This window comes from Nocardioides sp. AN3 (assembly GCF_054653495.1).
Genome location: NZ_BAAIGC010000029.1, coordinates 26,083 through 49,314 on the forward strand (window position 1 = coordinate 26,083; position 23,232 = coordinate 49,314).

Consider the following 23,232-nt stretch of genomic DNA (forward strand, 5'->3'; position numbering starts at 1 on the left):
GCTCACCCCCGGGCTCACCCTCGGGGCTCACCGTGGGCTCACCCGAGTCGCGCGATGAGATGGTCCCCGACCCGGAGCGCGTTGGCCATCGCCGTGAGGGCCGGGTTCACTGCGCCGATGCTGGGGAAGAAGCTGGTGTCCACGACGTAGAGGTTGTCCACCTCGTGGGCCTTGCAGTCGGTGTCCAGCACGGAGGTGGCCGGGTCGTGCCCGAACCGCACGGTCCCGGCCTGGTGGGCGCAGCCGGCCACGGGCACGTCGTTCTTCATGTAGATGCTGCGCGGGACCAGATGATGCGGGTGCATGCCGAGATGGCTCAGGTGTCTCTTCACCCGGCGGTAGAGCTGCTCCAGCGGCTCGGTGTTGTTCGGCTTGTAGCGCAGGACGATCTGGCCACCGCCGTTGAGCGTCACCCGGTTGTCGGGGTCGGGAAGGTCCTCGACCGAGAGCCAGAAGTCGACGGCGTGCTCAGCGACGTCGCTCAGCGCGAACATGGGCGCCAAGCCGGCTTCGAGGGGCTTCTCCCCCCGATACATCGGAGCTGAGGACTTCCCGACCATCTGCAGGTTGCCCATCGGGTAGTCGAAGTCGGCGTCGCCGAAGTAGTAGTCGTTGAGGCCGAGCGTCTTCTGGAACCGGGTGTCGTTCTTCTCCTTGGAGACCGCCAGGAAGGCACGGCTGTTGTGGAAGAGGTAGTTGCGCCCGACCTGGTCCGAGCCGTTCGCCAGACCGCGCGGGTGCTGGTCGTTCGCGCTCGCGAGGAGGATCGCCGCCGAGTTCGCCGCACCGGCCGACAGGACGACGACACCCGCGCTGAACCGCTGCTCCGCCCCCTCCACCTCGGCCACCACGGCCGAGACGGACCGGCCGGAGCCGTCGGTCTCGAGCCGGCGGACACGGGCGTTCCGAAGCAGTGTGACGTTGTCGTGCCGCAGGGCCGGGCGCATGGCGACCACGTCGGCGTCGGCCTTCGCGTGCACCAGGCAGGGGAACCCGTCACACGTGGCGCACCGGATGCACAGGCTCTCCTCGGGTCGCCGCTCGTCGAGCATCACGCCGGACGGCGAGTGGAAGGGATGCAGCCCGACGGCGGCCATGTCGTCGAACAGCCGTTGGATGCGCGGCTCGTGGGAGATCGGCGGGAAGGGGTAGGGCCCGGAGGCCGGCGGGTCGGTCGGGTCCTCACCGCGCGCGCCGTGGACCTGGTAGAGCTGCTCGGCTGCGGTGTAGTACGGCTCCATCACGTCGTACCCGATGGGCCAGGCCGGCGAGATCCCGCCGTGGTGCTTGAGCTCTCCGAAATCGCGCTCGCGCAGTCGGTAGAGGGCGGCGCCGTAGAACTTCGTCGCCCCGCCGACGAAGTAGTGGATCTGCGGCTGGAAGGCCTTTCCCTGGCCGTCGTGCCAGGTGTCGGGCGAGACGTAGCGGTTGTCGACGAAGACCGCGGTGGCGTCCCAGTTCTCCTTCTCCCGCGGGAGCCAGTCCCCCCGCTCCAGGACGAGCACCCGCTTGCCCGAGGGCGCCAGCCGGTGCGCGAGCGTGCCGCCGCCGGCCCCCGATCCCACGATGATGACGTCGTAGTCGTCCGACATGGAAGTCCTCCTCCCGAATGTGCCCTCAGATGCTGCTGATCGGCGCCGCGGAACGACGCTCGACCGAGATGTGCGGGACGTCCGCCTCGTCGTCCCCCCAGGCGATGCGGCGCGGCGCCGTGGAGCTCTCGACCACGGCCGCGTGGTCGCGGTCGAAGTAGTCCCACGCCCAGGAAAGGAAGGCATCGGTCTTGCTGTGGGCGCCGGAGAGCAGCATCGCGTGGACGCCGAGCCAGGCGGCGAACGCGACCGGCCCCTCCACCTCGTGACGGTGCTTGCCGACCTCGGCGACCGCCGCGTTGCGGCCGATCATCGCCATGATGCCCTTGTCCTTGTACCTGAAGGGAAGGGCCGGCTGACCGTCGAGCTCGCGCAGGATGTTGTCCGCGGCCCATCGCCCGGACTGCTGGGCGACCGAGCCGAGCTGGGGCAGGACCGGCGCGTCACCCTCCGAGTCCGCAGGAATGTTGGCGACGTCCCCCACGGCGTAGAGGTGAGGATGACCCGCGATCGTCAGGTCGGGGCCCACGTCCAGGCGACCGCCGCGGCCGGTGGGCAGGCCCGTCGCCGCGGCGATCGTCGCGGCCGACTCGCCACCGCCCCACACGACGGTCCGCGTCGGGACGAGGGTCCCGTCGTCGAGCTCGACACGGTCGGCGTGCACCGAGGCGACGCCGGTCCGCAGCCGGATCTCGGCGCCCACCTGAGTGAGTCGGCGGTGCGCGTAGTCGTGGGACTTCTCCGAGAAGGCGCTGAGGAGCGCCCCACCGCGATCGACGAGGAGGATGCGCCCCGGTCGCGGGATCTCGCCCAGGGTAGCGAGCGCCCGGGTCAGCTCGGCCAGCGCGCCGGCTACCTCCACCCCTGTGGGGCCGCCGCCGACCACGACCACGTCGAGCGCATCCTCCAGATCCTGACGGTTCTCGGCGACCGCATCCAGCAGCGCACGGAAGTGCAGGCGCAGCCGTTCGGCGTCGGCGACCGAGTAGAGCGGGTAGGCGTGCTCCGCCGCCCCGGGCACGCCGAAGAACTCCGGTCGTCCCCCGGCCGCGATGACCAGGTGCGTCCCGGTGACGACGGCGCCGTCTGCGAGCGTCACGCTGAGGGCCTCAGGGTCCACCTTCGTCGCCTCGACGTTGCGGACCTCGACACTCGGGTGGTCACGGAAGATGGTGCGATGCGGACGCGCGATGTCCTCCGCGGGCAGCTGCGAGGTCGCGACCTGGTAGAGCAGTGGCTGGAACTGGTGGTAGTCGTTGCCGTCGACGAGAGTCACGCGGACGCCCTCGTCGCCGAGCCGGTGGGCGCACGCGACGCCGGCGAGCCCGCCGCCGAGGACGACGACGTGCGGCGGCCCGCCGCGTGCCCCGCTCACTGCCTCGGTCACAGCGACAGCTCCTCACGGAAGTCGGCGAGGATGATCCGGCCGGCCGCCTGGATCAGCGCCAGGTGCGAGAACGCCTGCGGGAAGTTGCCGAGGTGGCGAGCGCGGTCGACCTCGAACTCCTCGGCATAGAGGCCGAGCGGCGAGGTGATGCGCAGCAGGCGCTCCATGAGGTTGTTGGCGCGCCCCATCTCCCCGATGACGGCCAGGGCGGAGACCAGCCAGAAGGAGCAGATCAAGAAGGTCCCCTCCTTGCCGGAGAGCCCGTCGTCCGTCTCGTCGGTGCGGTAGCGCAGGACGAAGCCGTTCTCGGTCAGCTCGTTCTCGATGGCGTCCACGGTGTTGCGCAGGCGTTCGTCGGTCGCCGGCAGGAACCCGAACAGGGCCGCCAGCAGCGTGGACGCGTCGAGCGCGTCGGTGCCGTAGTGCTGGCGGAGCACGCCGCGATCGCTGACGCCGTTGCTGAGGATGTCCTCGCGGATGTCGTCGGCCGTGGTGCGCCACAGCTGGGCCAGCTTGTCGTCGTCGCGGATCTCCGCCAGCTTCGCCGCCCGGTCGAGCGCGACCCAGCCCATCAGCTTCGAGGACACGTAGTGCTGCGGCTCGCCCCGCGCCTCCCAGATGCCCTGGTCCGGCTTCTGCCAGGCGTCGATCGCGCACTGCGCCTGCGACTCGACCAGCGGCCACAGCCGTCGCGGCAGGTGCCGGCTGCGGGAGGTGTGCAGGAGGATGGCGTCCAGAACGGCGCCGAAGACGTCGTTCTGCCGCTGGTCGAAGGCCCCGTTTCCGATGCGCACCGGCCGGGCTCCCTCGTAGCCGGACAGGTCGTCCCGGGTCGTCTCCGTGAGGTCGCGGCGCCCGTCGATGCCGTACATGATCTGCAGCGACCCGTCGCGGTTGGGCTCGAGGTCGGCGACGAACTGCATGAACTCGTTGGCCTCCCAGTCCAGGTTCATGTAGTGCAGCGCCTGCAGCGTGAAGGTCGTGTCGCGGATCCAGGTGTAGCGGTAGTCCCAGTTCCGCTCGCCGCCCGGCGTCTCGGGCAGCGACGTGGTGAGAGCGGCGACCGTCGACCCAGTCGGCATGTAGGTCAGCCCCTTGATGGTCAGGGCGGAGCGCTCCAGATGCGGACGCATCGGGTGGTCGGGCACGCGCGCCCGGTCCAGCCAGGACCGCCAGAACCGCTCCGTCGCCCGGATCCTGCGCATCGCGTCCGCGACGTCGGGCGGCGTGACGAGGTCCTCGGCCCACGACAGCGCGCAGAAGGCCGTCTCGCCGGCGGTGAGCACGTGCCGCGCCCGCGCCGACGGGCCCTCGATCCCGACGAGCATGTCCGTCGCCAGCCGGAACGTCTGGCCGGCGGCCGTCGCGTCCGCCCGGTGGTCGTCGACCTGCGTCCAGGTGGCGGGGGTGCGTCCGTAGTCGAAGGCCGGCTCGCAGACGAGCTCGACCTCGGCACTGCCCTCCAGGCACTGGACGGTGCGCACCAGCAGGTGGTCGGCGTCGTCGTCCGCGGGTGGCCGAGTGTGGGGAGTCACGACGTCCGGACCCTGCCGCGGCCCCATCGTGAGCGCGTCGTGCACCACGAGCCAGCCCCCGCGGGTGTTCCAGGTGGTGGTGAGCACGTTGGTGCCGGGCAGGTAGCTGCGCGTCGACGGCACGTTGACGCCATACGGCCCGAACCGGAACGAGCCGGCGCCACGGTCGAGGAGGTTGCCGAACACGCTCGGACCGTCGAACGCCGGGAGGCAGAGCCAGTCGACCGAGCCGTCGGGAGCGACCAGGGCACCGGTGTGGCAGTTGGAGAGGAACGCGTAGTCGGCGATCGGGGGGAAGGGAGACGTCGTGGCCACGTCGGGGCTCCTTCGCGGGTGGTGACCGGCGGGTTTGCTCCACCCTCCGCGGACGCCGTCGACGCCGCATCATCCCCCGTAGATGATTGGCCTCGGCCAGCCCCGATCAGCCCGGCAGTGGGCCGTCCCCGACGTCGGGGACGCCCTCCTCGGGCAGCAGCTGCCGTTGCGCTAGCACGAAGAGCAGCACGAACGCGGGCACGACGATCACCGCGGCGAGCACGACGGCGACCACGAGTGCGGTCAGGGTCCCGGACGGCGCGGCGGCGTCCTCGACGCTCAGCGAGTCACCGAGCAGGTAGGGCCACTGCGCCACTCCCCACGAGACGATGGTCCCCGCCACGGCCAGCACGGCCAGGACCCGGGCGCCGAGCGTCGCGTTCCGGATGAGCAGGACCAGCGCCAGCACTCCGCAGACCGCACTGGCCACCAGGAGGGGGAGCGCCCGGGAGGTGAGCCCGTCGAAGACGTGCGTGGCCTTGGCGTGCAACACCACCAACCCGACGGCCGACAGCACGCCGGTGACCACGGCCGCGGCCACCGCGCGACGCCGGAAGTACTGCGCCATCGACCGATCGTCGTCACGGCGTGCGTTCCAGACCAGATAGACCGCGGACAGGTATGCCGCCGCCGCGATCGCGAGCAGCCCTGTCACGATCGAGGTCAGGTTGAGCCAGCTCTCCACGGGGTCGCCCGCCTCGCCACCGGAGGGGACCTGGCCGGACGCGATCCCGCCGGCAACCGCACCCAGGCAGAACGGCACGAGCATCGAGGAGAGCGCGAACCCTCCGCCGAAGATGCGGCGGAACCGCACGGTCACCACCGACTTGCGGAACGCGAAGCCCGCGCCGCGCAGCACGATCCCGAGGGCGGCGATGGTGAGCGGGACGAACATCGTCAGCCAGATCGCCTCATAGGCGGAAGGGAAGGCCGTCCAGGTCACGACGAAGATGAAGATCAGCCAGACATGGTTCGCCTCCCAGACCGGGCCGATCGAGCGCTCGATGAGGTCGCGCGGCGCCTCGCCCCGCTCCGGTCCCCCGGCGGTCAGGTCCCAGAACCCCGCACCGAAGTCGGCACCGCCGAGGACGGCGTACGCCGCCATGGCGCCGAGAAGCACGACGGCGACGAACGTGCTCACGGCACGCGCTCCGCGGTCTCGGAGGAGTCCGCCGTCTCGGCTGCAGTCCTCGGGCCGCTCGGGCCGTAGGGCACGTCGTGGTCGACGAAGCCGCCGCGGCGGCGGAACCGTCGGCTCATCGAGCGCAGCACCACGATGGTCGTGATCCCGAGGGCGGCGTACAGCACGAGCACGGCGACGAAGGTGATCCAGACGCCGGTGTTCGCGGTCGCGCCGTCGTCGACCCTCATCAGGTTGTAGACGATCCACGGCTGACGGCCGACCTCGGTGACCACCCACCCCGCCTCGAGGGTGACGACCGCGAGAACGCCGGCGCACGCGGCGGCACGCAGGAACCATCTGGTGCCGGGCATCCGCCGCCGGAGGACCCAGCTGGCGGCATACCAGACGGCGAGGAGGAAGAGCAGCGTGCCGAGCCCGACCATGATGTCCCAGCACAGGTGCACGACATTGACCTCGGAGATGGTCGGCCGCGCGTTCGACGGCACGCTGTCGAGGCCCTTGACGACCGTCGACGTGCCGGTGCTCGGGTCCGAGAGCCACGAGGCCAGTCCGGGGATCGGGACGCCGCCGGAGACGGTGCCGTCGGAGTTGAGGTGGCCGAGCAGGGTCTCGGGGACGTCGGACGTCGTCTGCGGCACCAGCTCGATGGCGGCGAACTTGACCGGCTGCTCCTGGTAGACCCAGCGGGCCAGCGCGTCGCCCACGCCCATCTGCACGGGTGTCGCGATGGCGGCCACGGTGAACGGGATGAGGAAGCCGAGCCGGTGGTAGCGGTCGGTGCGCCCACGCAGCATCGCCGCGGCGTACACCGAGGAGACCAGGAAGCCGCCGACCAGATAGGCCGCGACGACCATGTGCGCGGCCTGCAGGGGCATGGCCTTGTTGAAGATGACGCCCCATGGATCGACCGACACCACGTTGCCGGCGGAGTCGAGGGTGAACCCCGACGGAGCGTTCATCCAGGCGTTGGCCGCCACCACCGAGATGGCGCCGAAGACGCCGGCCACCGCGATCGGCACGCCGGTCCAGAAGTGCAGCCAGGGTCGCAGCCGGCGCCACCCGAAGATGTAGATCGCGACGAAGACGCCCTCGGTGAAGAAGAAGATCCCCTCGAACGCGAACGGCACGCCGAATGCCTCTCCCCAGCGCCCCATGAACCGCGGCCACAGCAGCCCGAACTCGAAGCTGAGCACGGTGCCGGTGACGGCGCCGACGGCGAAGGTGAGCGCCATGTACTTCGACCAGCGCTGCGCCAGGAGGAGAGCGTCGGAGTCGCCGTGCCGCACGCCGCGGTAGTTCGCGACGAGCGTCATGAAGGACCACGAGACGCCCAGCGGCACCAGGATGATGTGGAACGCCAGGGTGAACGCCATCTGCGAGCGCGCCCAGCCGACCGGGTTCGCAGCGGCGACCACCACCAGGTCGCTCACGGCTCCGCTCATGCCGGGTCACCCCCCTCGCCGCTCCGGAACGCCGATCCCGCCCGTCGCTCAGCCTGTCGAGGCTCGAGCGGGTCTGCATCACCCGCAGCGGACGACGTCGGGCGCCTGGCACTCACACCAGCCCCAGCTCCTGCCCGCGCCGTACCGCCTCGTGCCGTCGCGACACCGAGAGCTTCTCCAGCACCCGCCTGATGTGGGTCCGCACCGTGTTGACGGAGATGAACATCGCGGCGGCGATCTCCTCGGTCGTCAGGAACGCCGCGAGATGGCGCAGCACCTCGAGCTCGCGCTCGGACAGGGGCTCCAGCACGGGTCGCGGCACCGCGGCGTCATCGGCGCCCAGCTGGTCGTCACCCAGCCACGCCGCCAGCGCGTGGACCCGCGCGTCGTGGCGGATCAGCGACCGGACCTCCGACGATGCGTGCGTGAACGGCCGGCGCAGGCGCTCGACCCTCCCGAGCTTCAGTGCTCGCCCGATGTCCGACCGGGCCGCGGCCAGGTCCCCGAGCCGGCAGCGCTGGTCGGCGTGGTCGAGCAGATCCTGGACGCGACCGTATCCGCCGACCGCCAGCCGCTCGCTGCGGCCGTGCTCGCCCATCTCCAGCCCGTGTGACTCGGCCTCCAGATGGTCGCGGAGCCATCGCGGCGCAGGTCCTGCCTGCCCGAGCTGGCGGCGAGCGCCAGGCAGGTCCCCCCGGTCGCGCAGATAGCGCGCCCGCAGGAGCAGCGTGGCGCTGCGCCAGACCTCGTCGTTGCGGCCGATGCGCGTCCGACTGACCCGGTGGAGAGAGCGCTGTGCCTGATGCAGATCCTGGCGCTCCACCGCGACCCAGATCCGCGCGAGCTCGAGCACCACCGGGCGCGAGGTCATCGCGAGGCCCTGCTCGGTCGCCGCCCGCTCGGCCGCGTCCACCAGCTCCAAGGCCCGGGTCAAGTGCCCCGCGCACGCCTCCGCGAGCGCGAGCTCGGACAGGCAGCGGACCCGGAGTGGCCCGTCGGTGCCGGCGGTGGCCGACACCGCCTCACCGAGCGCAACGGACGCGGCGGCCAGATCACCGGCGCGCAGCTGCGCGGCGCCTTCGGCGGTGGCCACGACAGCAGTGACCAGGGGGTCCGGCGCGTCCGCCTCCTCGAGCCTCGACCTGGCCTCGCGCACGGCGACGAGGGTCTCCGCGGTCCGACCTGCCGCGTCGCACCATGCCGTCCAGATCACCGACACCGCGACGCCGGGGCGCCCGTCGACCAGGTCGAGCGCAGCGCGAGCCCCGTCGAGGTCGCCCTCCCGAAGCCTGATCGCCGCTCGCAGCACGCTCGCCTCCGGGGTGCCTCTCTCGGGGACGGCGGACAGATCGGCCGCAAGTGCCACCCCGGTGGTCGTGCCCAGGATCAGCTCGGCGAGGCCCCGCCCCTCGACGACGCGCTCCGCGGCGGTCTGCCAGTCGCCGGCGGCGGTCACATGGCGTACGGCGGCCGCGAGATGGCCCTGGTCGTCGAACCACTCGGCCGCGCGCCGATGCAGGAGTGCCGACCGTGCGGGAGCCTGCCGGTCGAGGTCGGCCCTCAGCAGCTCGGCCACGAGCGGATGCAGCCGGAAGGTGTCGAGGCGGCCATGCACCGGAAGCAGGAACCCGTTGCCCGTCGACAGGCTGCGGACCAGCGCGTCCGCGTCGGCGCGCCCCGTGAGGGCCCGCGCCAGACCGGGTGGGAGCTCATCGACGACGGCCGCCGCGGTGAGCACGTCCCGCTCGGCCGGTGCGAGGGGGTCGACGACCTGCTCCCGGAGGTAGAGCTCGGCGAACCCGTCGAGGGCCGCCCGTGCGTCCGCGGCCTGACGATCGGGCCGGCGCTGGGCCTGATCGTGGGCCGACTCCTCAGCCGGGTCGTGCGCCCCCAGCCGGAGCGCGGCGAGCCGGACACCCGCGGCCCACCCCTCGGTCCTCACCAGCACGTCGTCACAGATGCCGTCGCCCGGCGTCACGTGGTGACCCAGCAGAACCCGCTCGATCTCGTCGCGCCCGAAGGCCAGGTCGTCGGCGCCGATCTCGGTCAGGCTGTCCTCCACCCGGAACCGCTGCAGCGGAAGGGCCGGCTCCGTCCGGCTCGTCATGACGACGCGAAGCCAGTCCCCTCCGCTCTCCAACAGGGTCCCGATCTGGCCGAGGAGCGTCCGTGAGCGGAGCCGGTCGACCGCGTCGACGACGAGCACCACGGGACCCCCGCGCTGCGAGAGGCGGGTGCCGAGCGCTTCCACGTCCGCCGCGGGAGCTCTCGGCCGGGGAACCGTGACCTCCGGGAGGAGCCCGGCGACCATCAGCGCGGTCCGCAGTCGCGGCCAGAACACGGCAGGATCGTCGTCGGCGTCGGTGAGGCTCAGCCACGCGGCGGGCCTTCCGGCCTGGAGCCGGCTGCTGACCCAGTCCGCTGCCAGGATCGTCTTCCCTGTTCCGGCAGGAGCCCGGATGAGCGTCAAGGGGACCCGGTCCACCGACCGCGCGACGCGCCGCACCAGCTCCTCGCGAGGCACGTGCCAGGAGGCGCGGGTCGGCCGGAGTCGTCCCGCCGGCACCAGGAGCGGTGTGCGTCGGATCTCCACGGTCATCGGTCGTTCGTGACCTCCGTCGGCTGGTCCGTCCGCCCACGCATGCTGCCGCATCGGCCCCTCCCTCCCGCGCTCCCGGAGCGGTGGGGGCTCCGGGCAGCACGCGTCCGGTCGTCTCGGGCGGCTCACCCGTGCCGACTGTTCTCCCGGGCCCGTCTGCGGGCATCGCCCGATCAGGGGGATACGGGGCCGGTTGCGGGTCATCTCCACACCGGACACGGCCGGGACGTCATGCGGACGGTGTGACCGCTTGCACCGTCCGCATGACGTCCCGGCCCGGGGACTTCTCAACGAACCCCGGCGGCCTCGGTGTCGCTTGCGTGGTACTCGGCCAGCAGCCGGGCCTCCTCGCTCTTGCGGGGGAAGAGGAACCACACGATCGCTGCGCCGAGGAGGATGGCCAGGATGCCGGCGGTGTAGGCCCAGTCCGCGCCGTCGAGGAACGACGTCTTGGCCGCGCTCGTGATGGCGGACGCCTGGTCGGGATACTGCTGGGCGAGCGACTCCGCCGACGAGAACGACTTGGTCAGGGCGTTCTGGGTCGCCTGGCTGACCTGGTCCGACTGCGGCGAGGCCGCGATCTGCGAGGAGAACGCGGTGGCGTAGCCGGCCGCGAGGAGCGCACCCAGGATCGACTGCATGATCGCGCCGCCGAGGTCGCGCTGCAGGTCCGCCGTGCCGGACGCCATGCCGGCCTTGCTGACCGGGACGGAGCCGGTCAGCGAGTGCGACGCAGGCGTGCCGGCGAAGCCCACCCCGGCGCCGACAAGGGCGTAGCCGAGGCCGATCGCCCAGTAGCCGACACCCTCGTTCCACAGCAGCAGCATGGTCAGGAAGCCCAGGAGGCAGCAGGCGTAGCCGATGAGGAGGGTCACCCGCGCGCCGAGCGCATCGACGAGCTTCGCCGAGCGTGGGGCCACCAGGACCATGAACAACGCGGCCGGGATGATGGCCAGCCCGGACTCGAACGTCGAGTAGCCCTGCACGTTCTGCAGGAACTGCTGCCCGACGAACATGGCGCCCATCAGCGTGCCGAAGACGATGATGCCCGCCACGGCGGCGACCCAGAAGACGCGCCGGGCGGCCACGCGCAGGTCGTAGAGCGGGAAGGCGTAGCGGCGCTGGCGGATGACGAACCCGATGGCGGAGATCACGGCGATGCCGGTCAGGGTCAGCGTCAGGGTCGTCTTGTCCGGGACGGGCGCGAAGTTGATGGCCAGGACCAGTCCGGCGACCAGGACCACCGACAGCACGCCGCCGACATGGTCGACCGGGTCGGTGGCCTCGTTGACATGGCTGGGCACGAACAGCACCGCCATGACGAGTGCGACGACCGCCAACGGCAGCGTCACGATGAAGACCGAGCCCCACCAGAAGTGCTCCAGCAGCAGCCCGGAGAGCAGCGGTCCCAGCGACGAGATCGCGCCCCCGAGGCCGGACCAGAGCGCAATGGCGCGGGTGCGCGGCGCTCCGGCCCACAGCGCCGTGATCAGCGCCAGCGTCGTCGGGTAGGCCATGCCGGCCGAGAGGCCGCCCAGGATCCGCGCCGCGACGAGCACGATGTCGGTCGGGGCGTACGCCGCCATCAGGCAGGCCGGGATCGACAGGCAGACGCCGAGCACCAGCATGAGCTTGCGGCCGTACCGGTCGCCGAGGCCGCCCAGGTAGATGACCGAGGCGGCCAGGCCGAGCGAGTAGCCCACGGCGATCAGGTCGAGCGTCGTCTGGGTCGAGTCGAACGCCTTGCCGATGTCGGGCAGTGCGACGTTCGCCACCGCGAGGTTCAGGTTGGCGACCGCCGCAACCAGGATCAGCGCGGTCAGGACCGCGCCGGAACGCGCGGGGCGTGCGTCGTCGATGGTCTCCACGCCGCTCACTGTCGCGCCGAGCGCCGGCTCGTGCATCGCCCTCTTCGGATGAGCCGCGGCGCGTCCGCGCCGTTCGACTCACCCGACGACGAGCCCTCAGGGAGCCCGGTCGGGAGCTTCTTCGGGAGTCCGGCGCCGGGCGACCCAGGCGGCCGCGCCGACCAGAAGGCCCCCGGTGACGATGAACGTCAGGGCAGCGGACAGCCGGCCGGGGAACCATGTGTTGGCGGCGCGCGGCGTCGTCAGGAGCAGCGCGACCGCGCCCACGCCGAGCCAGACGAGGTTGCGCTCCGCCAGGGCGAGCGCGACCGTCGCGACGCCGGTGGCCAGTCCCAGCCCGATCCCCACGTCGTCACCCATGATCAGCGAGCCCGCCACGGCTCCGAGCGCGCCGAGCGCGACACCGCTCACCCGCGGCTCGAGCCGGCCGAGCCAGGCGGCCGTCGTCCAGAGCACCGCGACACCCCACATCGCGGCGCCGCCCCACGCGGAGTCCGTCGACGTGACCTCCAAGCCGGCCCCGACCGCCGCCAGCATCAGCGGCACGAACAGGGCCAGCTGCTGCAGCGCGGTACGGCGCAACGACCACAGCACGGCGGCGACCGCCGTCGTGCCGCTGCCCACGATCCACAGCTGATGCTCGTCGTACAGGTCGAGGACCTCCGCACACACGACGGCTAGCAAGGCTCCGGTCGCGGCCACGCCGGCCGCCCACAGGACCGAGCGCAGGCGCCCCGCGGCCTCACCCAGCCGCTCGGGCACCGCGAAGCCGACGCCGATCAGCGTGGCGGCCGTCGCCCCGACCAGGACCACCCGCAAGGCGACCGAGAGGTCGGACCAGTACGCGCTGACGAGGATGGAGGCTCCGACCAGCATGACGACTCCGCCGAGATAGCCGAGCGCCTCGACCACCAGTGACGGACCGGCCTGCGGTGGCCGCGCCGGCGACAACGTGAGCGGACTCCGCTCGGAGGCGGCCTCGTGCTGCCGGATCCTGCGCGCCTGCTCACTCGAGATGAGTCCGACGTCGACCCACTCCTGCACGGCCTCCGAGAGCCGGCGTGCTGGACGCGGACGGTGAGCGGTCACGCTTCTCATGGCAACCTCCGGTCACGAACGCAGGACGAGGCCGAGTCCTGCCTCCCGATCCTCGTACGGCACGCGGTGCCGGTGCCAGTGCTGGCCGGTCCACCGCGGAAGGACCTTCGTCCTTGCCGCGTCAGTCTCGTCACGCTGCGCAGGAACCCGGCCGGATCGGGTCCAACGGCCCTGTCGTGGACCCGCACCGGTCGTCGATCCTGCACGGGACGGGAGCGGTGATGAGCGAGGCAGAGACCATCCGGAAGCCGGCGGCGGGCACGACGCGCTCGCCGCTGATCGAGTTCGTCGGTGTCGAGAAGACCTACCAAACGGGCAAGCTCGAGTACCGCGCCCTGCGCGGGGTCGACCTCTCCATCGCCCGCGGCGAGATGGTCGCCGTGGTGGGCCCGTCGGGAAGCGGGAAGTCGACGGTCCTGAACCTTGTCACCGGCATCGACCGCCCGACCGCCGGCACGGTCGGCTTCGAGGGATCGCGCATCGACGACCTGAGCGAGGAGGAGCTCGCGGTCTGGCGAGGAGCGAACGTCGGGATCATCTTCCAGTTCTTCCAGCTGCTGCCGACGCTCTCCGCCCTCGAGAACGCAGCGCTCCCTTTGGACTTCCTGCGCCGCGGGTCGAAGCATGAGCGGTTCGAGCGGGCGCGGCGCAACCTCGAGGTCGTCGGTCTCGGCGACAAGGCCGAGCACCTGCCGGCGGAGCTGTCGGGCGGTGAGCAGCAGCGGGTGGCGATCGCGCGTTCGCTCGCCGCCGATCCTGCGCTGATCGTGGGCGACGAGCCGACCGGCAACCTCGACAGCGTCACTGCCGGTGAGATGTTCCAGCTCCTGACGCGGCTCAACGACGAGGGCAAGACGGTGCTCTTCGTGACGCACGACCGCGAGCTTGCGGCCCGCGCGCACCGGATGGTCGAGATCCGCGACGGTCGCGTCGTCGGCGATCGGGGCTCATGATGCTGTCCGCGGAGCACCGGCTCTCCGTCGCCGACCTGTCCCGTCGGCCGGCCCGGACCTTCTTCACCGTGCTGAGTCTCGCGATCGCGGTCGCCAGCATCTCCTTCTTCGCGGTGCCCACCTTGATCGACCGGGCGATGCAGGAGGAGGTCCGCGCCGGCCGGCTGGCTGACGTCACCTTGAGCGTGCGTCCGATCGAGCTGACCGACACCGAGCTGGACGGGCTGGCGGCGCTTCCCAACGTCGCGGCCGTCGAGGCGCGGTCGAGGGTCGACACGCGGATGCTGGTCGGCGAACGGCGTGCGCCCGCGCGGGTGATCGGCATCCGTGACTTCGCCCGTCAGGGCGTCGACGTCGTGCGGGTGGAGTCCGGCTCCCCTCCTGGACCGGGCCAGTTCCTCGCGGACGTCCAGGACGAGAACACGGGCGTGTACGACGGTGCTGCCGGCGACCACCTGACGCTGCTGCGAGCCGCCGGCGGGCGGGCGAGGTTCGCCATCAGCGGCCGGGGACGGTCCCTGCCGGGTGGTGAGCAGGTCCAGGACGACAAGGTGATCGTGCTCTACGCGCCGGCGGCGACGGCGGCGCAGCTGAGCGGGGAACGCGGGTACGGCGAGCTCGCACTCCGCCTCGAGGACACCGATCCCGCCGCGGCTCGCGCGACCGTCGAGCAGGTCCGCCGCCGGCTCGAGACGCTGCCCGGCTTCGACGGCTTCACCGACCTCCCCGCGATCCGTGCCCCCGGCGACTGGCCCGGCAGGGCCGACACCGAGCAGTTCTCCCAGCTCCTCGGCGTCATCACCGTGCTCGCGCTCATCTCCGCGGTGGTCCTGGTGTCGAACACGCTGAGCACGCTGGTCGCCGAGCAGACCCGCGAGATCGGCGTCATGCGCGCGCTCGGCGCCCGGCGCCGGCAGGTCGCCCTCGTCTACGCGCGCACCACCCTGCTGCTCGGGGCCGCCGGCGCGGTGACGGGGACGATCCTCGGCATCGTGCTCTCGAGCCTGCTCTCGCAGTACTTCGGCTCGACCTACTGGGCCGTGCACGTCGGATTCGGCGTCGATGCGCGAGTCGCGGTGGCGAGCATCCTCGTCGGGCTCATCGCACCGCCGTTGGCCGCCCTCCCCGCGATCAGGCGGGCGCTCCACGTGGGGCTGCGCGAGGCGCTCGAGGCGACCGGGTCCGCCACGGGCGGCACGGGCGCGGTCGACCGCGCGTTGCGACATACGTCGGCTCTGCCCCGGACCCTCCAGATCGGCCTGCGCAACGTCGGGCGCCGCAAGAGGCGCAGCATCGCCACTGTGGTCATCGTCGCGGTCGCCGTCGGCAATCTGCTCTCCGTCCTGGCCCTCGCCCAGGCAGCCACCGACAGCACGCGGGCGTCCTGGGGCTCCCACTTGGAGGACGTGCAGATCGCCACCAGCGGCCGCGCCCCGTTCGACGAGCGGGCACGCCGGACCATCCTCGCGACGCCCGGCGTCGCCGAGGCGGAGCCGGTCCTCAAGAGCGCCGTCGAGCTGCGCGGGCACGAGGCATTCGTGTGGGGCGTGGAGCAGGACCCGCTGTTCGGCTACCGCCTCTCCGACGGCCGCTGGTTCGACACCGAGGAGTACGGACGTGGCGCGCACGTCGCCGTCATCGAGCGCAACATCGCCCAGAACGCCGGTGTCGCCGTCGGTGACACCGTCGCCCTCGACACGGCGGCCGGACGAGCCCTCTTCCGCATCATCGGCATCGCGACCAACCAGCAGGAGAGCGGGACGGCGCTCTACCTGCCGCTCAGCACCGCGCGTGCGCTGCTCGGCCGGCCCACGGCGGCCAGCGCCTACTGGATCAAGACCGTGTCGGGCCGACCGCGCGCCGTGGACCGCACCACCTCGCTCCTCGAGGACCGCCTCGCCGCCCAGGGCTACGAGGTCACCAGCGAGATCCGGTACGTCGCCGAGCGGGACGAGGTCGCCGCGAACAGCACGCTCACGAGGACGATCGCCGTGCTCGGCTTCGTGATCGTGGCGATGAGCATGGTCGGACTGGCCAACGCGATCACCACGAGCGTGCTCGAGCGGACCCGCGAGATCGGGATCCTGCGGAGCATCGGCGCGAGAGCGCGCGACATCCGCCGGATCTTCACCACCGAGGGCGTGGTGCTCGCGCTCGCCGGCTGGCTCGTCGGCATCCCCGTCGGCTACCTGCTCACGCGGCTGATCGTGCGGCTGGTGTGGGAGATCGTCGACGTGCGCCTGCCAGTGGTCTTCCCACCCGGCAACATCGTCGTGGCGCTGGTGGGCACCACGGTGCTGGCGCTGCTCGTGCTCGTCCTGCCAGTACGCCGGGCGGTGCGCTTCCGTCCCGGCGACGCACTGCGCTACGCCTGAGTGGGCACGCCGTCGCTCCGATGAGCTCAGGCCAGAGCCTGCACCTGCGCGGCTCGCCAGGCCGCGACCTGGCTGCGCGTGTTGAAGCCGGTCTTCGTCAAGACGTTCTGCACATGGGTGTCGGCGGTGCGGGACGAGATCACCAGCCGCTGGGCGATCTCCTTGTTGGTCAATCCCTCCGAGACCAGCTCCACGACCTCCAGCTCGCGGCGCGTGAGCCCGAAGTCGCGTCGCGCCAGAGGGCCGCTGGGGCTGGCGGGGCGCTCCCCGAGCGCCGCGCCGATGGCGTCCTCGAGGGGGTGCTGGCGACCGCGCCGGTAGTGCTCGTCGTAAGCGGCCGGCCCAGCGCCGGCCCGGCACCGCGCCTTGGCGTCCTCGAGAAGCGCCAGCCACGGCGGGGTGCTCACGATCGACCCGTTGGCGTCCTCCGAGACGCGCTCCGCGGCCCCGAACAGGCTTGCCGCCAGACGGTCGTCGCTGCCGACCGCGGCGACACCGAGGAGGCAGACCGCGTTGGCACAGGTCACCAGGTCGTTGACGACGCGTGCCGCCCGCAACGCGTCGGTCGCTGCCTCGGCCATGAGCTCGAGGTCGCCGTGCATCCATCCGACGAGGCCGTGCCTGAGCTGCAACGCGCCCCGCAACGAGAGCTCGCCGGCCTCCTCGCACACCGCGCGGCTCGGGCCGAAGTACCGCTCCGCCTCCTCCATCCGGCCAGCAAGACCGAGGTTCCAGGCCAGGCTGTGCAGTGCCAAGGCGCGGTCGAAGGCCGTCCCGCTCCGCTCGGCCTCGGCAAGCGCAGCCTCGAAGACGGGCATCGTGCTCGCGAGGTCCTGCCCGGCCGTCGAGGAGGCGAGGATCCCGATGGCGCGCGGCGCCAGAGTCGGGTCGAAGGCCTCGGCCATCCTCAGCCCCTCATCGGCGACCCGGTCCGCCTCGGGATCACCGCGCGTGCTGAGCAGCCACGCCAGTGCGACAAGAGCGTGCGTGCGCCCGACGGACGGCTCGGCGTTGATCTGCAGAAGACGCCTCAGCCAGTGCTCGCCCTCGCGCATGTCGCTGACCCTGAAGTAGAAGCACAAGTCGCCCGCGAGCAGGAGCCCTCGCTCGGCACTCGACGGATGCTCGGCGGCGAACGTCAGTGCGGCACGGATGTTGGGCAGCTCGGCGTGCAGACGATCGAGCCACGCACGTTGACGGGGACCGAACCACGATCGGGCGAACTCGCCGGCCAGCGCGACGTACCAGTCCAGGTGCCGCGCCCGGAGCTGGTCGCGAGGAGGGTCGGCCTCACGATCGAAGGACTCGTGCAGCTTCTGCCAGCCGTACTCACGCAGCGTCTCGAGTAGCCGGTACCGCATGCCCGAGGGGTGTGGCTCGGAGATGAGCACCGACCTGTCGACCAGCTCGCCGACGACGTCCGCCACCTCCGCCGACGCGGCGACCCGACACACCGCCTCGGCGGCCGGCAGGTCGAAGGAGCCGCGGAACACCGACAGTCGGCACCACAGTGCCTGCTCCTCGGGGCTGCAATGCTCATAGCTCCAGTCCAGTGCCGCCCGCAACGACTGCTGACGAGCGGGCACAGCGCTGCTCCGGCTCGCCAGGAGACCGAAGCGGTCACCCATCCGCTCGAGGATCTGCGCCGGCAACATCACCCGCGCATGGCCGGCGGCCAGCTCGATCGCCAAGGGCATCCCATCCAAGCGGCGACACAGCTCGACCACGGCGTCGACGTTCTCCTCGGTCAGCTCGAAGCCGTTCAACGCGTTCGCCGCGCGATCGGCGAAGAGCGCCACGGGCGGCGAGACCTCGGCCATGTCGAGGCTCTCGCCGTGGTCGGGAACGACAAGGGGCTGGAGTCGGTAGACCGCTTCGCCCGGCAGCGCCAGCACCTCCTGGCTGGTGACCAGCACACGCAGACCCGGTGCCTGCGGCAGGATCGCCGCGAGCAGCGACGCGCAGGCGGCCCGCAGCTGCTCGCAGTTGTCGAGCACCAGCAGGAACTCGCGGTCACCGAAGTAGCCCGCCAATGCCTCGACCGCATCACGGTCCGAGCGCTCCGGGATCCGAAGGGAACCGGCCACGAGCTCGGCGAGCATGGACGGGTCGGTGGCCGAGGCCAGCTCGACGAGCCAGCAGCCGTCGCGGAAGCTCCGCTCCATCTGCGCGGCCACCCGCATCGCCAGCCGCGACTTCCCGACCCCGCCCGGCCCGATCACGCTGACCAGCCGTGACCGGCTGATCAGCTGTCGCACGTCACGCAGCTCCTGGCCCCGCCCGACGAACGAGGTCAGGTCCGTCGGCAGGTTGCTGACGTGCCTGGACGCCACCTGCCCAGCCTAATGACGCAGGCGCCGAGGCGCAGCCAGGTCCGCGGACGCCGCCAGCGCAGCCGTGGGCCCCGCGAAGGAGTCGCGGACGATCTCCCTGGACAGCCGCTAGTAGGTAAGGCTACCCTTTCCACCTCGCATCGTCTTGAGGGGTCACCATGATCGTCTGCCACTGTCGGGTCGTCAGCGACCGCGACATCGCCCAGGCGGTCACCGACGGCGCCCGGAGTCTTGCCAGCGTCTGCAGGCGGACCGGCGCGTCCCAGGACTGCGGCTCGTGCATCTTCACGGTCAAGGCGCTGGTGTGCCAGCATCAGGAGGCATCCGATGCCCTCCTGGAGGTGAATGGTGCGGCCAGCTGACCCCCGTGTCGTCGAGCTCCTCAACGACGCCCTGACCTTCGAGCTCACGGTCACGAACACCTACTTCCTCCATGCGCGCATGCTGGAGAACTGGGGACTCGGCAAGCTCGGCAAGGTGTTCTACGACCTGTCCATCGACGAGATGCGCGACGCCGACGACCTGATCAACCGGATCCTCATGTTCGACGGCCACCCCAACCTGCAGAAGCTCAACGCGATCAAGGTCGGCGAGACCGCCGAGGAGATGCTCCGCCTCGCGCTCGAGAGCGAGCGCGCCGCCGTCGCCCAGTTCAACGCCTCCGCCGAGGAGTGCCATGCGCTCAAGGACCACGGCTCGGCGTCCGTCTTCGAGGAGATGGTGCGTGACGAGGAGCGGCACGCCGACTGGTTCGAGAGCCAGCTCGATGCCATCGAGCGCGTCGGTCTCCAGCAGTACCTCGCGCAGCAGGTGAGCGCCGGCACAGGTCCCGGCGACTGACGGCCCAGCCGAAGGCCCGACTGACGGCCCGGGCGAGCGGTCCGGCGACCAGCCCACCCGGGCTCGACCCTCTGACGCTCTAGTGGAGGTGCAGCGGTCCCTTCGCGTTGATGGTCAGGGTGAACACCTCGGGAGCGGCGTTCTGGTCGCAGCCGATGCTGGTGCCTTGGACTCGGTAGTTGCCGTGTCCCCACGCGCCCGCGTACGCGCCCGTTCCGCCGGTGATCCGGTAGGTCCCCCGCTCGCTGAAGGTGAACAGGCACGTCACCGGGTCGGAGGACTCATGCGTCTTCTTCGGCTTGTGGGTCACCGACAGGGTCCCGGCCGGGAAAACGAAGACGTCCTGGGTGTCGCTGACCACATGGTCGGTGCCCTTGGCGTGGATGGGTCCGAAGCCGAGGACCGGCTGGTCGTTGGTCGTGTCCGGGTTGGTGCTGATCAGCAGGAACCGTTCGACACGGGTGTGGCCGCCCCCGTGTCGGCCGCCGGCGGCGGCGGACGGGACCACGAACATCAGGGCGACCAGCGCCAGCGTGAGGGCGATGACCGATTGCCTGGGTAGGCGCAGACGTGCAGTTTCCATGTTCTCCCTCCTCAGTCGATTCTGCGGTCGCGGTCCCCCGGCGCGCCGCGCCCTTCATCGTGCGCTCGGCCGCGGAGGGCCGCAAGGCCCGGCTTGGGGAAGGTCAGGGGGTGTCTGGTTCAGTCGGACGACCGCGGCGGCTTGTAGAGCTGCTGCACCGCGTCGGCGATGTCGCCGCCGCCCTCCTCCACCGGCTCCATGTACAAGCGCCCTTCGCTCACGAGCCCGTCGCGCACGACGAAGACCGTCACGCCGCGCATGGCGAACGTCGAGCCGTCGAGGTGGTGGCCCCGCCAGTCCCACTCGCCCCACTCGACGTCGCCGTCCACCGTCGAGGCGACCAGCTCCGCGTTGAAGTCCGGCACGCCCTCGAAGACGGCCGACCAGTTCTCGAACACCTGGGAGCTTCCCCCGAACCCACGGTTGGGGTGGATCGGCTGCGCACTGCGGTAGTCCACTGCCATGAGGGACGCCATGCCCTGCGGGTCATGTGCGTTCATGGCATCGCGGAGACGCTCCAGCGTGGTCGCCATGTCGCCGACGATAGTCGCTGTCGCCGTCCCTGGCGGGTCCGAGGCAACCGGAAATAGACTCGTATCAGCAGGCCGGGCGCCTTCCTCCTTGAGGAGGAAGGTGTGGGTCCCGGCAGGTCCCGGAGGCGGGATGGACGGCGTTCGCAGCGCGCTCATCGTCGCGATCGACGAGTACGACGATCCGACGCTGACCCAGCTGCGCGCTCCGGACCATGACGCCGTCGCGCTGGCGGCGGTCCTCGAGGACCGGGAGATCGGCCACTTCGAGGTCGCCACCCTCGCCAACGACAGCGCGAAGGACGTGCGCGTCGCCATCTCGAGCTTCTTCCGCGACCGGCGGCCGGCCGACCTGCTCCTCCTGCACTTCTCCTGCCACGGCCTCAAAGACGAGGGTGGCGAGCTCTACTTCGCCGCACGCGACACCCGGGTGGACCTGCTGGACGCGACCGGCGTGGCGTCGAGCTTCGTGCGTCAGGCGATGGAGCGGTCCCGGGCGGGCCAGATCGTCCTGTTCCTGGACTGCTGCTACGCCGGCGCCTTCACGCGTGGCGTGTCGACGCGGGCGGACAAGAGCGTCGACATCCCGGACCGGCTCGGCGGGCGCGGGCGCGTGGTCATCGCGGCGTCCTCGGCGCTCCAGTACTCCTTCGAGGGCGACGCCGTGCGCGCCGAGGCGGGGGCGGGCCCCTCCGTCTTCACCAATGCGGTCGTCGAGGGTCTGCGCACCGGAGCCGCCGACCTCAACAACGACGGGCACGTCTCCCTCGACGAGCTCTACGACTACGTCCACGACCAGGTCACCCACGCGAACCGCAACCAGACTCCGCAGATGACGGCGTACGACCGCACCGGCGACATCCTCATCGCCGAGCGGGCGACGCCGGTCCTGGTGCCCGCCGAGCTCCCCGCCGACATCCGCACCTCGCTCGACAGCCAGTCCTACTGGGAGCGGATGGGCGTCGTCCAACCGCTCGCCGAGCTGTTGCAGAGCGACCACCAGGGCAAGGCTCTCGCCGCGCTGCGTGCCCTCGAGCGCCTGAGCGTCGATGCCGACGACCGGGTCAAGGCCGCGGCACGCAGGGCACTCGAAGGCGCACCCGCTCCGAAGCGCTCGCCGGAGTCGGCACCGGCGGAGTTGCCTGAGGGACCGCCCGAGGAGTTGCCGCCAGGGCCGCCGAAGTCCCCCGACCCGATGCCGCCTCCGATCGAACGAGATCGCGAGAAGCGCCGCCAGCGGCGCGCGATCTCGTTCCGCCCGTGGGGATGGGTCGCAGGCGTGGGAGCGGCCGCGGTGCTCGCCGGCACGCTCGCCGTCCTCCTCTGGCCGGACGACCAGGCACCCACCACCCCCGACGCGGCTACCGCCGCGACCCGCGGGTTCGCGGACAGCGAGATGCTGTTCAGCCTGGGGGACCACACGGATCAGCCCCATCAGCGCCTGGTCGCCTACGACAGCGAGACGGGGACGATGACCGTCCTGCGACGAGGCGTGGACGCGCGGCGTCCGGTGATCTCGCCCGACCGGAGGTCCTACCTCTACCTGCTCCAGGACTACGTGGACGGCAAGCGGATCGGCGGGATCCCCTATCTCGCCGGCAGCGCCGCTGACGACCATGTCGGACGTCCGCTGCTCAGCCGGGAGGACCGTGTCACCTGCCCGTATGCCGGTCCCCCGGCCTGGAGCCCGAACGGCGACCGGCTCGCCTTCGTCTGCTGGGACGGCACGCCGCAGGCGATCGGTCTCTACCTGACCGACGGCACGGGCCACGACCTGAGGCTCGTCAGCGACGACACCACCCTGGCGGACCCGACCTGGATCAACGAGCACGAGTTCGTCGTGGTCAAGGGCGCCGATACCGACAGCCCAGGCGTCCTCGTGTCGTTCGACATCTCGGGGTCCGAGGTCGAGCAGTGGACGAGCGGCCAGAGCGGCGACGACAGCCGGCCCGACTGGTCACCGCAGGGCGGCCTCCTCTTCCTCAGAGCGCCCCACGGCTCCACCGCCACGGCGATCCTCACCAAGCGCGCGCCTGGCGATGCGCCGACCGAGGTGGCGCCCGGCCACAAGGCGAGCTTCCCGACCTGGAGCCCGGACGGCACGAGCGTCGTCTGGGTCGAGTCGACACGCGACGGGACATCCACGCTGGTCGTCAAGGACAAGGACGGGGAGCCGAGCGCCCTGCTGCACCGGGAAGGCGTCACGATCGGAGCGCCCGCCTGGGGCTCACGCTGAGGTCAGGTCGCGGGTGCCACCTGGCGCAGGAACTCCTCGACCAGCGCCTGCTGCTGCTCCGAGGTCGCCGCCAGCTCGATCGACGTGCCGTCGATCGTCAGCTTGAGGCTCTGACCGGGCTCGCGTCGTCTCAGCCAACCCTGCAGGAGCCCGATCAGGCTCCCGACGAGGGCGACCCCGGACTGGGCCACGACGATCATCTCGCCGATCGAGGCCACGTCGACGCCTTTCGCGCCCTGGGGCGCCGGCCCCTTGGCCCGAGTCGTCACGGACTCGACCTCGGGGATCTCGAGGAGCTCCTCGCGCAGCGCGTGGGCCGACCGGTCCAGCTGCTCCAGATCGGCCGTCGGGTCGACGACCTCGATGATGATCTCGCTCGTCATGAGCAGACTCCTTCCGGAG

General features: G+C 71.4%; 17 protein-coding genes. 5 read left to right on the forward strand and 12 right to left on the reverse strand.

Annotated elements, in window-relative coordinates; genetic code table 11:
• Nucleotides 1–38: 38 nt before the first annotated feature.
• The 8 genes from ACYQ1K_RS22650 to ACYQ1K_RS22685 all read right to left on the reverse strand — a co-directional run bounded on the left by ACYQ1K_RS22650 (nucleotide 39) and on the right by ACYQ1K_RS22685 (nucleotide 12,971).
• Complete coding sequence (locus ACYQ1K_RS22650) at nucleotides 39–1,592, reverse strand: GMC family oxidoreductase (protein ID WP_459985596.1); 1,554 nt, start codon at nucleotides 1,590–1,592, stop codon at nucleotides 39–41.
• A 25-nt stretch (nucleotides 1,593–1,617) separates the two neighbouring features.
• The gene (locus ACYQ1K_RS22655) at nucleotides 1,618–2,979 is read right to left on the reverse strand and encodes an NAD(P)/FAD-dependent oxidoreductase (protein ID WP_459985597.1); all 1,362 of its coding nucleotides are present in this window, start codon (nucleotides 2,977–2,979) and stop codon (nucleotides 1,618–1,620) included.
• Complete coding sequence (locus ACYQ1K_RS22660; RefSeq protein ID WP_459985598.1) at nucleotides 2,976–4,829, reverse strand: glycoside hydrolase family 15 protein; 1,854 nt, start codon at nucleotides 4,827–4,829, stop codon at nucleotides 2,976–2,978. Before ACYQ1K_RS22660 ends, ACYQ1K_RS22655 begins: the two co-directional genes overlap by 4 nt.
• A gap of 106 nt (nucleotides 4,830–4,935) precedes the next feature.
• On the reverse strand, nucleotides 4,936–5,970 hold the full coding sequence (locus tag ACYQ1K_RS22665) for a cytochrome d ubiquinol oxidase subunit II (RefSeq protein WP_459985599.1): 1,035 nt from the start codon (nucleotides 5,968–5,970) through the stop codon (nucleotides 4,936–4,938).
• Complete coding sequence (locus tag ACYQ1K_RS22670) at nucleotides 5,967–7,415, reverse strand: cytochrome ubiquinol oxidase subunit I (protein WP_459985601.1); 1,449 nt, start codon at nucleotides 7,413–7,415, stop codon at nucleotides 5,967–5,969. The genes ACYQ1K_RS22665 and ACYQ1K_RS22670 overlap by 4 nt, the downstream gene beginning before the upstream one ends.
• A 112-nt stretch (nucleotides 7,416–7,527) precedes the next feature.
• On the reverse strand, nucleotides 7,528–10,014 hold the full coding sequence (locus tag ACYQ1K_RS22675; RefSeq protein WP_459985602.1) for a winged helix-turn-helix domain-containing protein: 2,487 nt from the start codon (nucleotides 10,012–10,014) through the stop codon (nucleotides 7,528–7,530).
• 287 nt (nucleotides 10,015–10,301) lie between these two features.
• The gene (locus ACYQ1K_RS22680; RefSeq protein ID WP_459985603.1) at nucleotides 10,302–11,882 is read right to left on the reverse strand and encodes an MFS transporter; all 1,581 of its coding nucleotides are present in this window, start codon (nucleotides 11,880–11,882) and stop codon (nucleotides 10,302–10,304) included.
• A gap of 96 nt (nucleotides 11,883–11,978) precedes the next feature.
• Nucleotides 11,979–12,971 carry a DUF2157 domain-containing protein gene (locus ACYQ1K_RS22685; RefSeq protein WP_459985605.1) on the reverse strand — a complete coding sequence of 331 codons (993 nt, stop codon included), beginning with the start codon at nucleotides 12,969–12,971 and terminating at the stop codon, nucleotides 11,979–11,981.
• 230 nt (nucleotides 12,972–13,201) lie between these two features.
• Between ACYQ1K_RS22685 and ACYQ1K_RS22690 the strand changes: the two genes are divergently transcribed.
• Together ACYQ1K_RS22690 and ACYQ1K_RS22695 are read left to right on the forward strand one after the other, a co-directional pair.
• Nucleotides 13,202–13,933 (forward strand): ABC transporter ATP-binding protein, encoded by a 732-nt coding sequence (locus ACYQ1K_RS22690; protein ID WP_459985606.1) that lies wholly within the window; start codon nucleotides 13,202–13,204, stop codon nucleotides 13,931–13,933.
• The gene (locus ACYQ1K_RS22695) at nucleotides 13,930–16,308 is read left to right on the forward strand and encodes an ABC transporter permease (protein ID WP_459985607.1); all 2,379 of its coding nucleotides are present in this window, start codon (nucleotides 13,930–13,932) and stop codon (nucleotides 16,306–16,308) included. Before ACYQ1K_RS22690 ends, ACYQ1K_RS22695 begins: the two co-directional genes overlap by 4 nt.
• A gap of 26 nt (nucleotides 16,309–16,334) precedes the next feature.
• Here the strand turns inward: ACYQ1K_RS22695 and ACYQ1K_RS22700 are convergent, their stop codons facing one another.
• The gene (locus tag ACYQ1K_RS22700) at nucleotides 16,335–18,641 is read right to left on the reverse strand and encodes an ATP-binding protein (RefSeq protein WP_459985608.1); all 2,307 of its coding nucleotides are present in this window, start codon (nucleotides 18,639–18,641) and stop codon (nucleotides 16,335–16,337) included.
• Between the two features lie 158 nt (nucleotides 18,642–18,799).
• Between ACYQ1K_RS22700 and ACYQ1K_RS22705 the strand changes: the two genes are divergently transcribed.
• Both ACYQ1K_RS22705 and bfr read left to right on the forward strand, forming a co-directional pair.
• Nucleotides 18,800–19,003, forward strand: a complete 204-nt coding sequence (locus ACYQ1K_RS22705; protein ID WP_459985609.1) for a (2Fe-2S)-binding protein — start codon at nucleotides 18,800–18,802, stop codon at nucleotides 19,001–19,003.
• On the forward strand, nucleotides 18,987–19,481 hold the full coding sequence (gene bfr, locus ACYQ1K_RS22710) for a bacterioferritin (RefSeq protein ID WP_459985610.1): 495 nt from the start codon (nucleotides 18,987–18,989) through the stop codon (nucleotides 19,479–19,481). The genes ACYQ1K_RS22705 and bfr overlap by 17 nt, the downstream gene beginning before the upstream one ends.
• Nucleotides 19,482–19,560: 79 nt before the next feature.
• Here bfr and ACYQ1K_RS22715 read toward each other — a convergent pair whose 3' ends face one another.
• Together ACYQ1K_RS22715 and ACYQ1K_RS22720 are read right to left on the reverse strand one after the other, a co-directional pair.
• A complete protein-coding gene (locus ACYQ1K_RS22715) occupies nucleotides 19,561–20,064 on the reverse strand; it encodes a hypothetical protein (protein WP_459985611.1) in 504 nt (167 codons plus the stop codon).
• Nucleotides 20,065–20,183: 119 nt separating this feature from the next.
• Nucleotides 20,184–20,597 carry a nuclear transport factor 2 family protein gene (locus ACYQ1K_RS22720; RefSeq protein WP_459985612.1) on the reverse strand — a complete coding sequence of 138 codons (414 nt, stop codon included), beginning with the start codon at nucleotides 20,595–20,597 and terminating at the stop codon, nucleotides 20,184–20,186.
• Nucleotides 20,598–20,727: 130 nt separating this feature from the next.
• Between ACYQ1K_RS22720 and ACYQ1K_RS22725 the strand changes: the two genes are divergently transcribed.
• Nucleotides 20,728–22,830: a caspase, EACC1-associated type gene (locus ACYQ1K_RS22725; protein WP_459985613.1), complete on the forward strand. Its 2,103-nt coding sequence runs from the start codon at nucleotides 20,728–20,730 to the stop codon at nucleotides 22,828–22,830.
• 2 nt (nucleotides 22,831–22,832) lie between these two features.
• Here ACYQ1K_RS22725 and ACYQ1K_RS22730 read toward each other — a convergent pair whose 3' ends face one another.
• The gene (locus tag ACYQ1K_RS22730) at nucleotides 22,833–23,213 is read right to left on the reverse strand and encodes an effector-associated constant component EACC1 (RefSeq protein ID WP_459985614.1); all 381 of its coding nucleotides are present in this window, start codon (nucleotides 23,211–23,213) and stop codon (nucleotides 22,833–22,835) included.
• Nucleotides 23,214–23,232: the final 19 nt, after the last annotated feature.

Bases quoted from the DNA above. Each gene is read 5' to 3' on its own strand.
- ACYQ1K_RS22650 (WP_459985596.1), bottom strand. From the start codon at position 1,592: ATGTCGGACGACTACGACGTCATCATCGTGGGATCGGGGGCCGGCGGC.
- ACYQ1K_RS22670 (WP_459985601.1), bottom strand. From the start codon at position 7,415: ATGAGCGGAGCCGTGAGCGACCTGGTGGTGGTCGCCGCTGCGAACCCG.
- ACYQ1K_RS22675 (WP_459985602.1), bottom strand. From the start codon at position 10,014: ATGACCGTGGAGATCCGACGCACACCGCTCCTGGTGCCGGCGGGACGA.
- ACYQ1K_RS22690 (WP_459985606.1), top strand. From the start codon at position 13,202: ATGAGCGAGGCAGAGACCATCCGGAAGCCGGCGGCGGGCACGACGCGC.
- ACYQ1K_RS22695 (WP_459985607.1), top strand. From the start codon at position 13,930: ATGATGCTGTCCGCGGAGCACCGGCTCTCCGTCGCCGACCTGTCCCGT.
- ACYQ1K_RS22705 (WP_459985609.1), top strand. From the start codon at position 18,800: ATGATCGTCTGCCACTGTCGGGTCGTCAGCGACCGCGACATCGCCCAG.
- bfr (WP_459985610.1), top strand. From the start codon at position 18,987: ATGGTGCGGCCAGCTGACCCCCGTGTCGTCGAGCTCCTCAACGACGCC.
- ACYQ1K_RS22715 (WP_459985611.1), bottom strand. From the start codon at position 20,064: ATGGAAACTGCACGTCTGCGCCTACCCAGGCAATCGGTCATCGCCCTC.
- ACYQ1K_RS22720 (WP_459985612.1), bottom strand. From the start codon at position 20,597: ATGGCGACCACGCTGGAGCGTCTCCGCGATGCCATGAACGCACATGAC.
- ACYQ1K_RS22725 (WP_459985613.1), top strand. From the start codon at position 20,728: ATGGACGGCGTTCGCAGCGCGCTCATCGTCGCGATCGACGAGTACGAC.
- ACYQ1K_RS22730 (WP_459985614.1), bottom strand. From the start codon at position 23,213: ATGACGAGCGAGATCATCATCGAGGTCGTCGACCCGACGGCCGATCTG.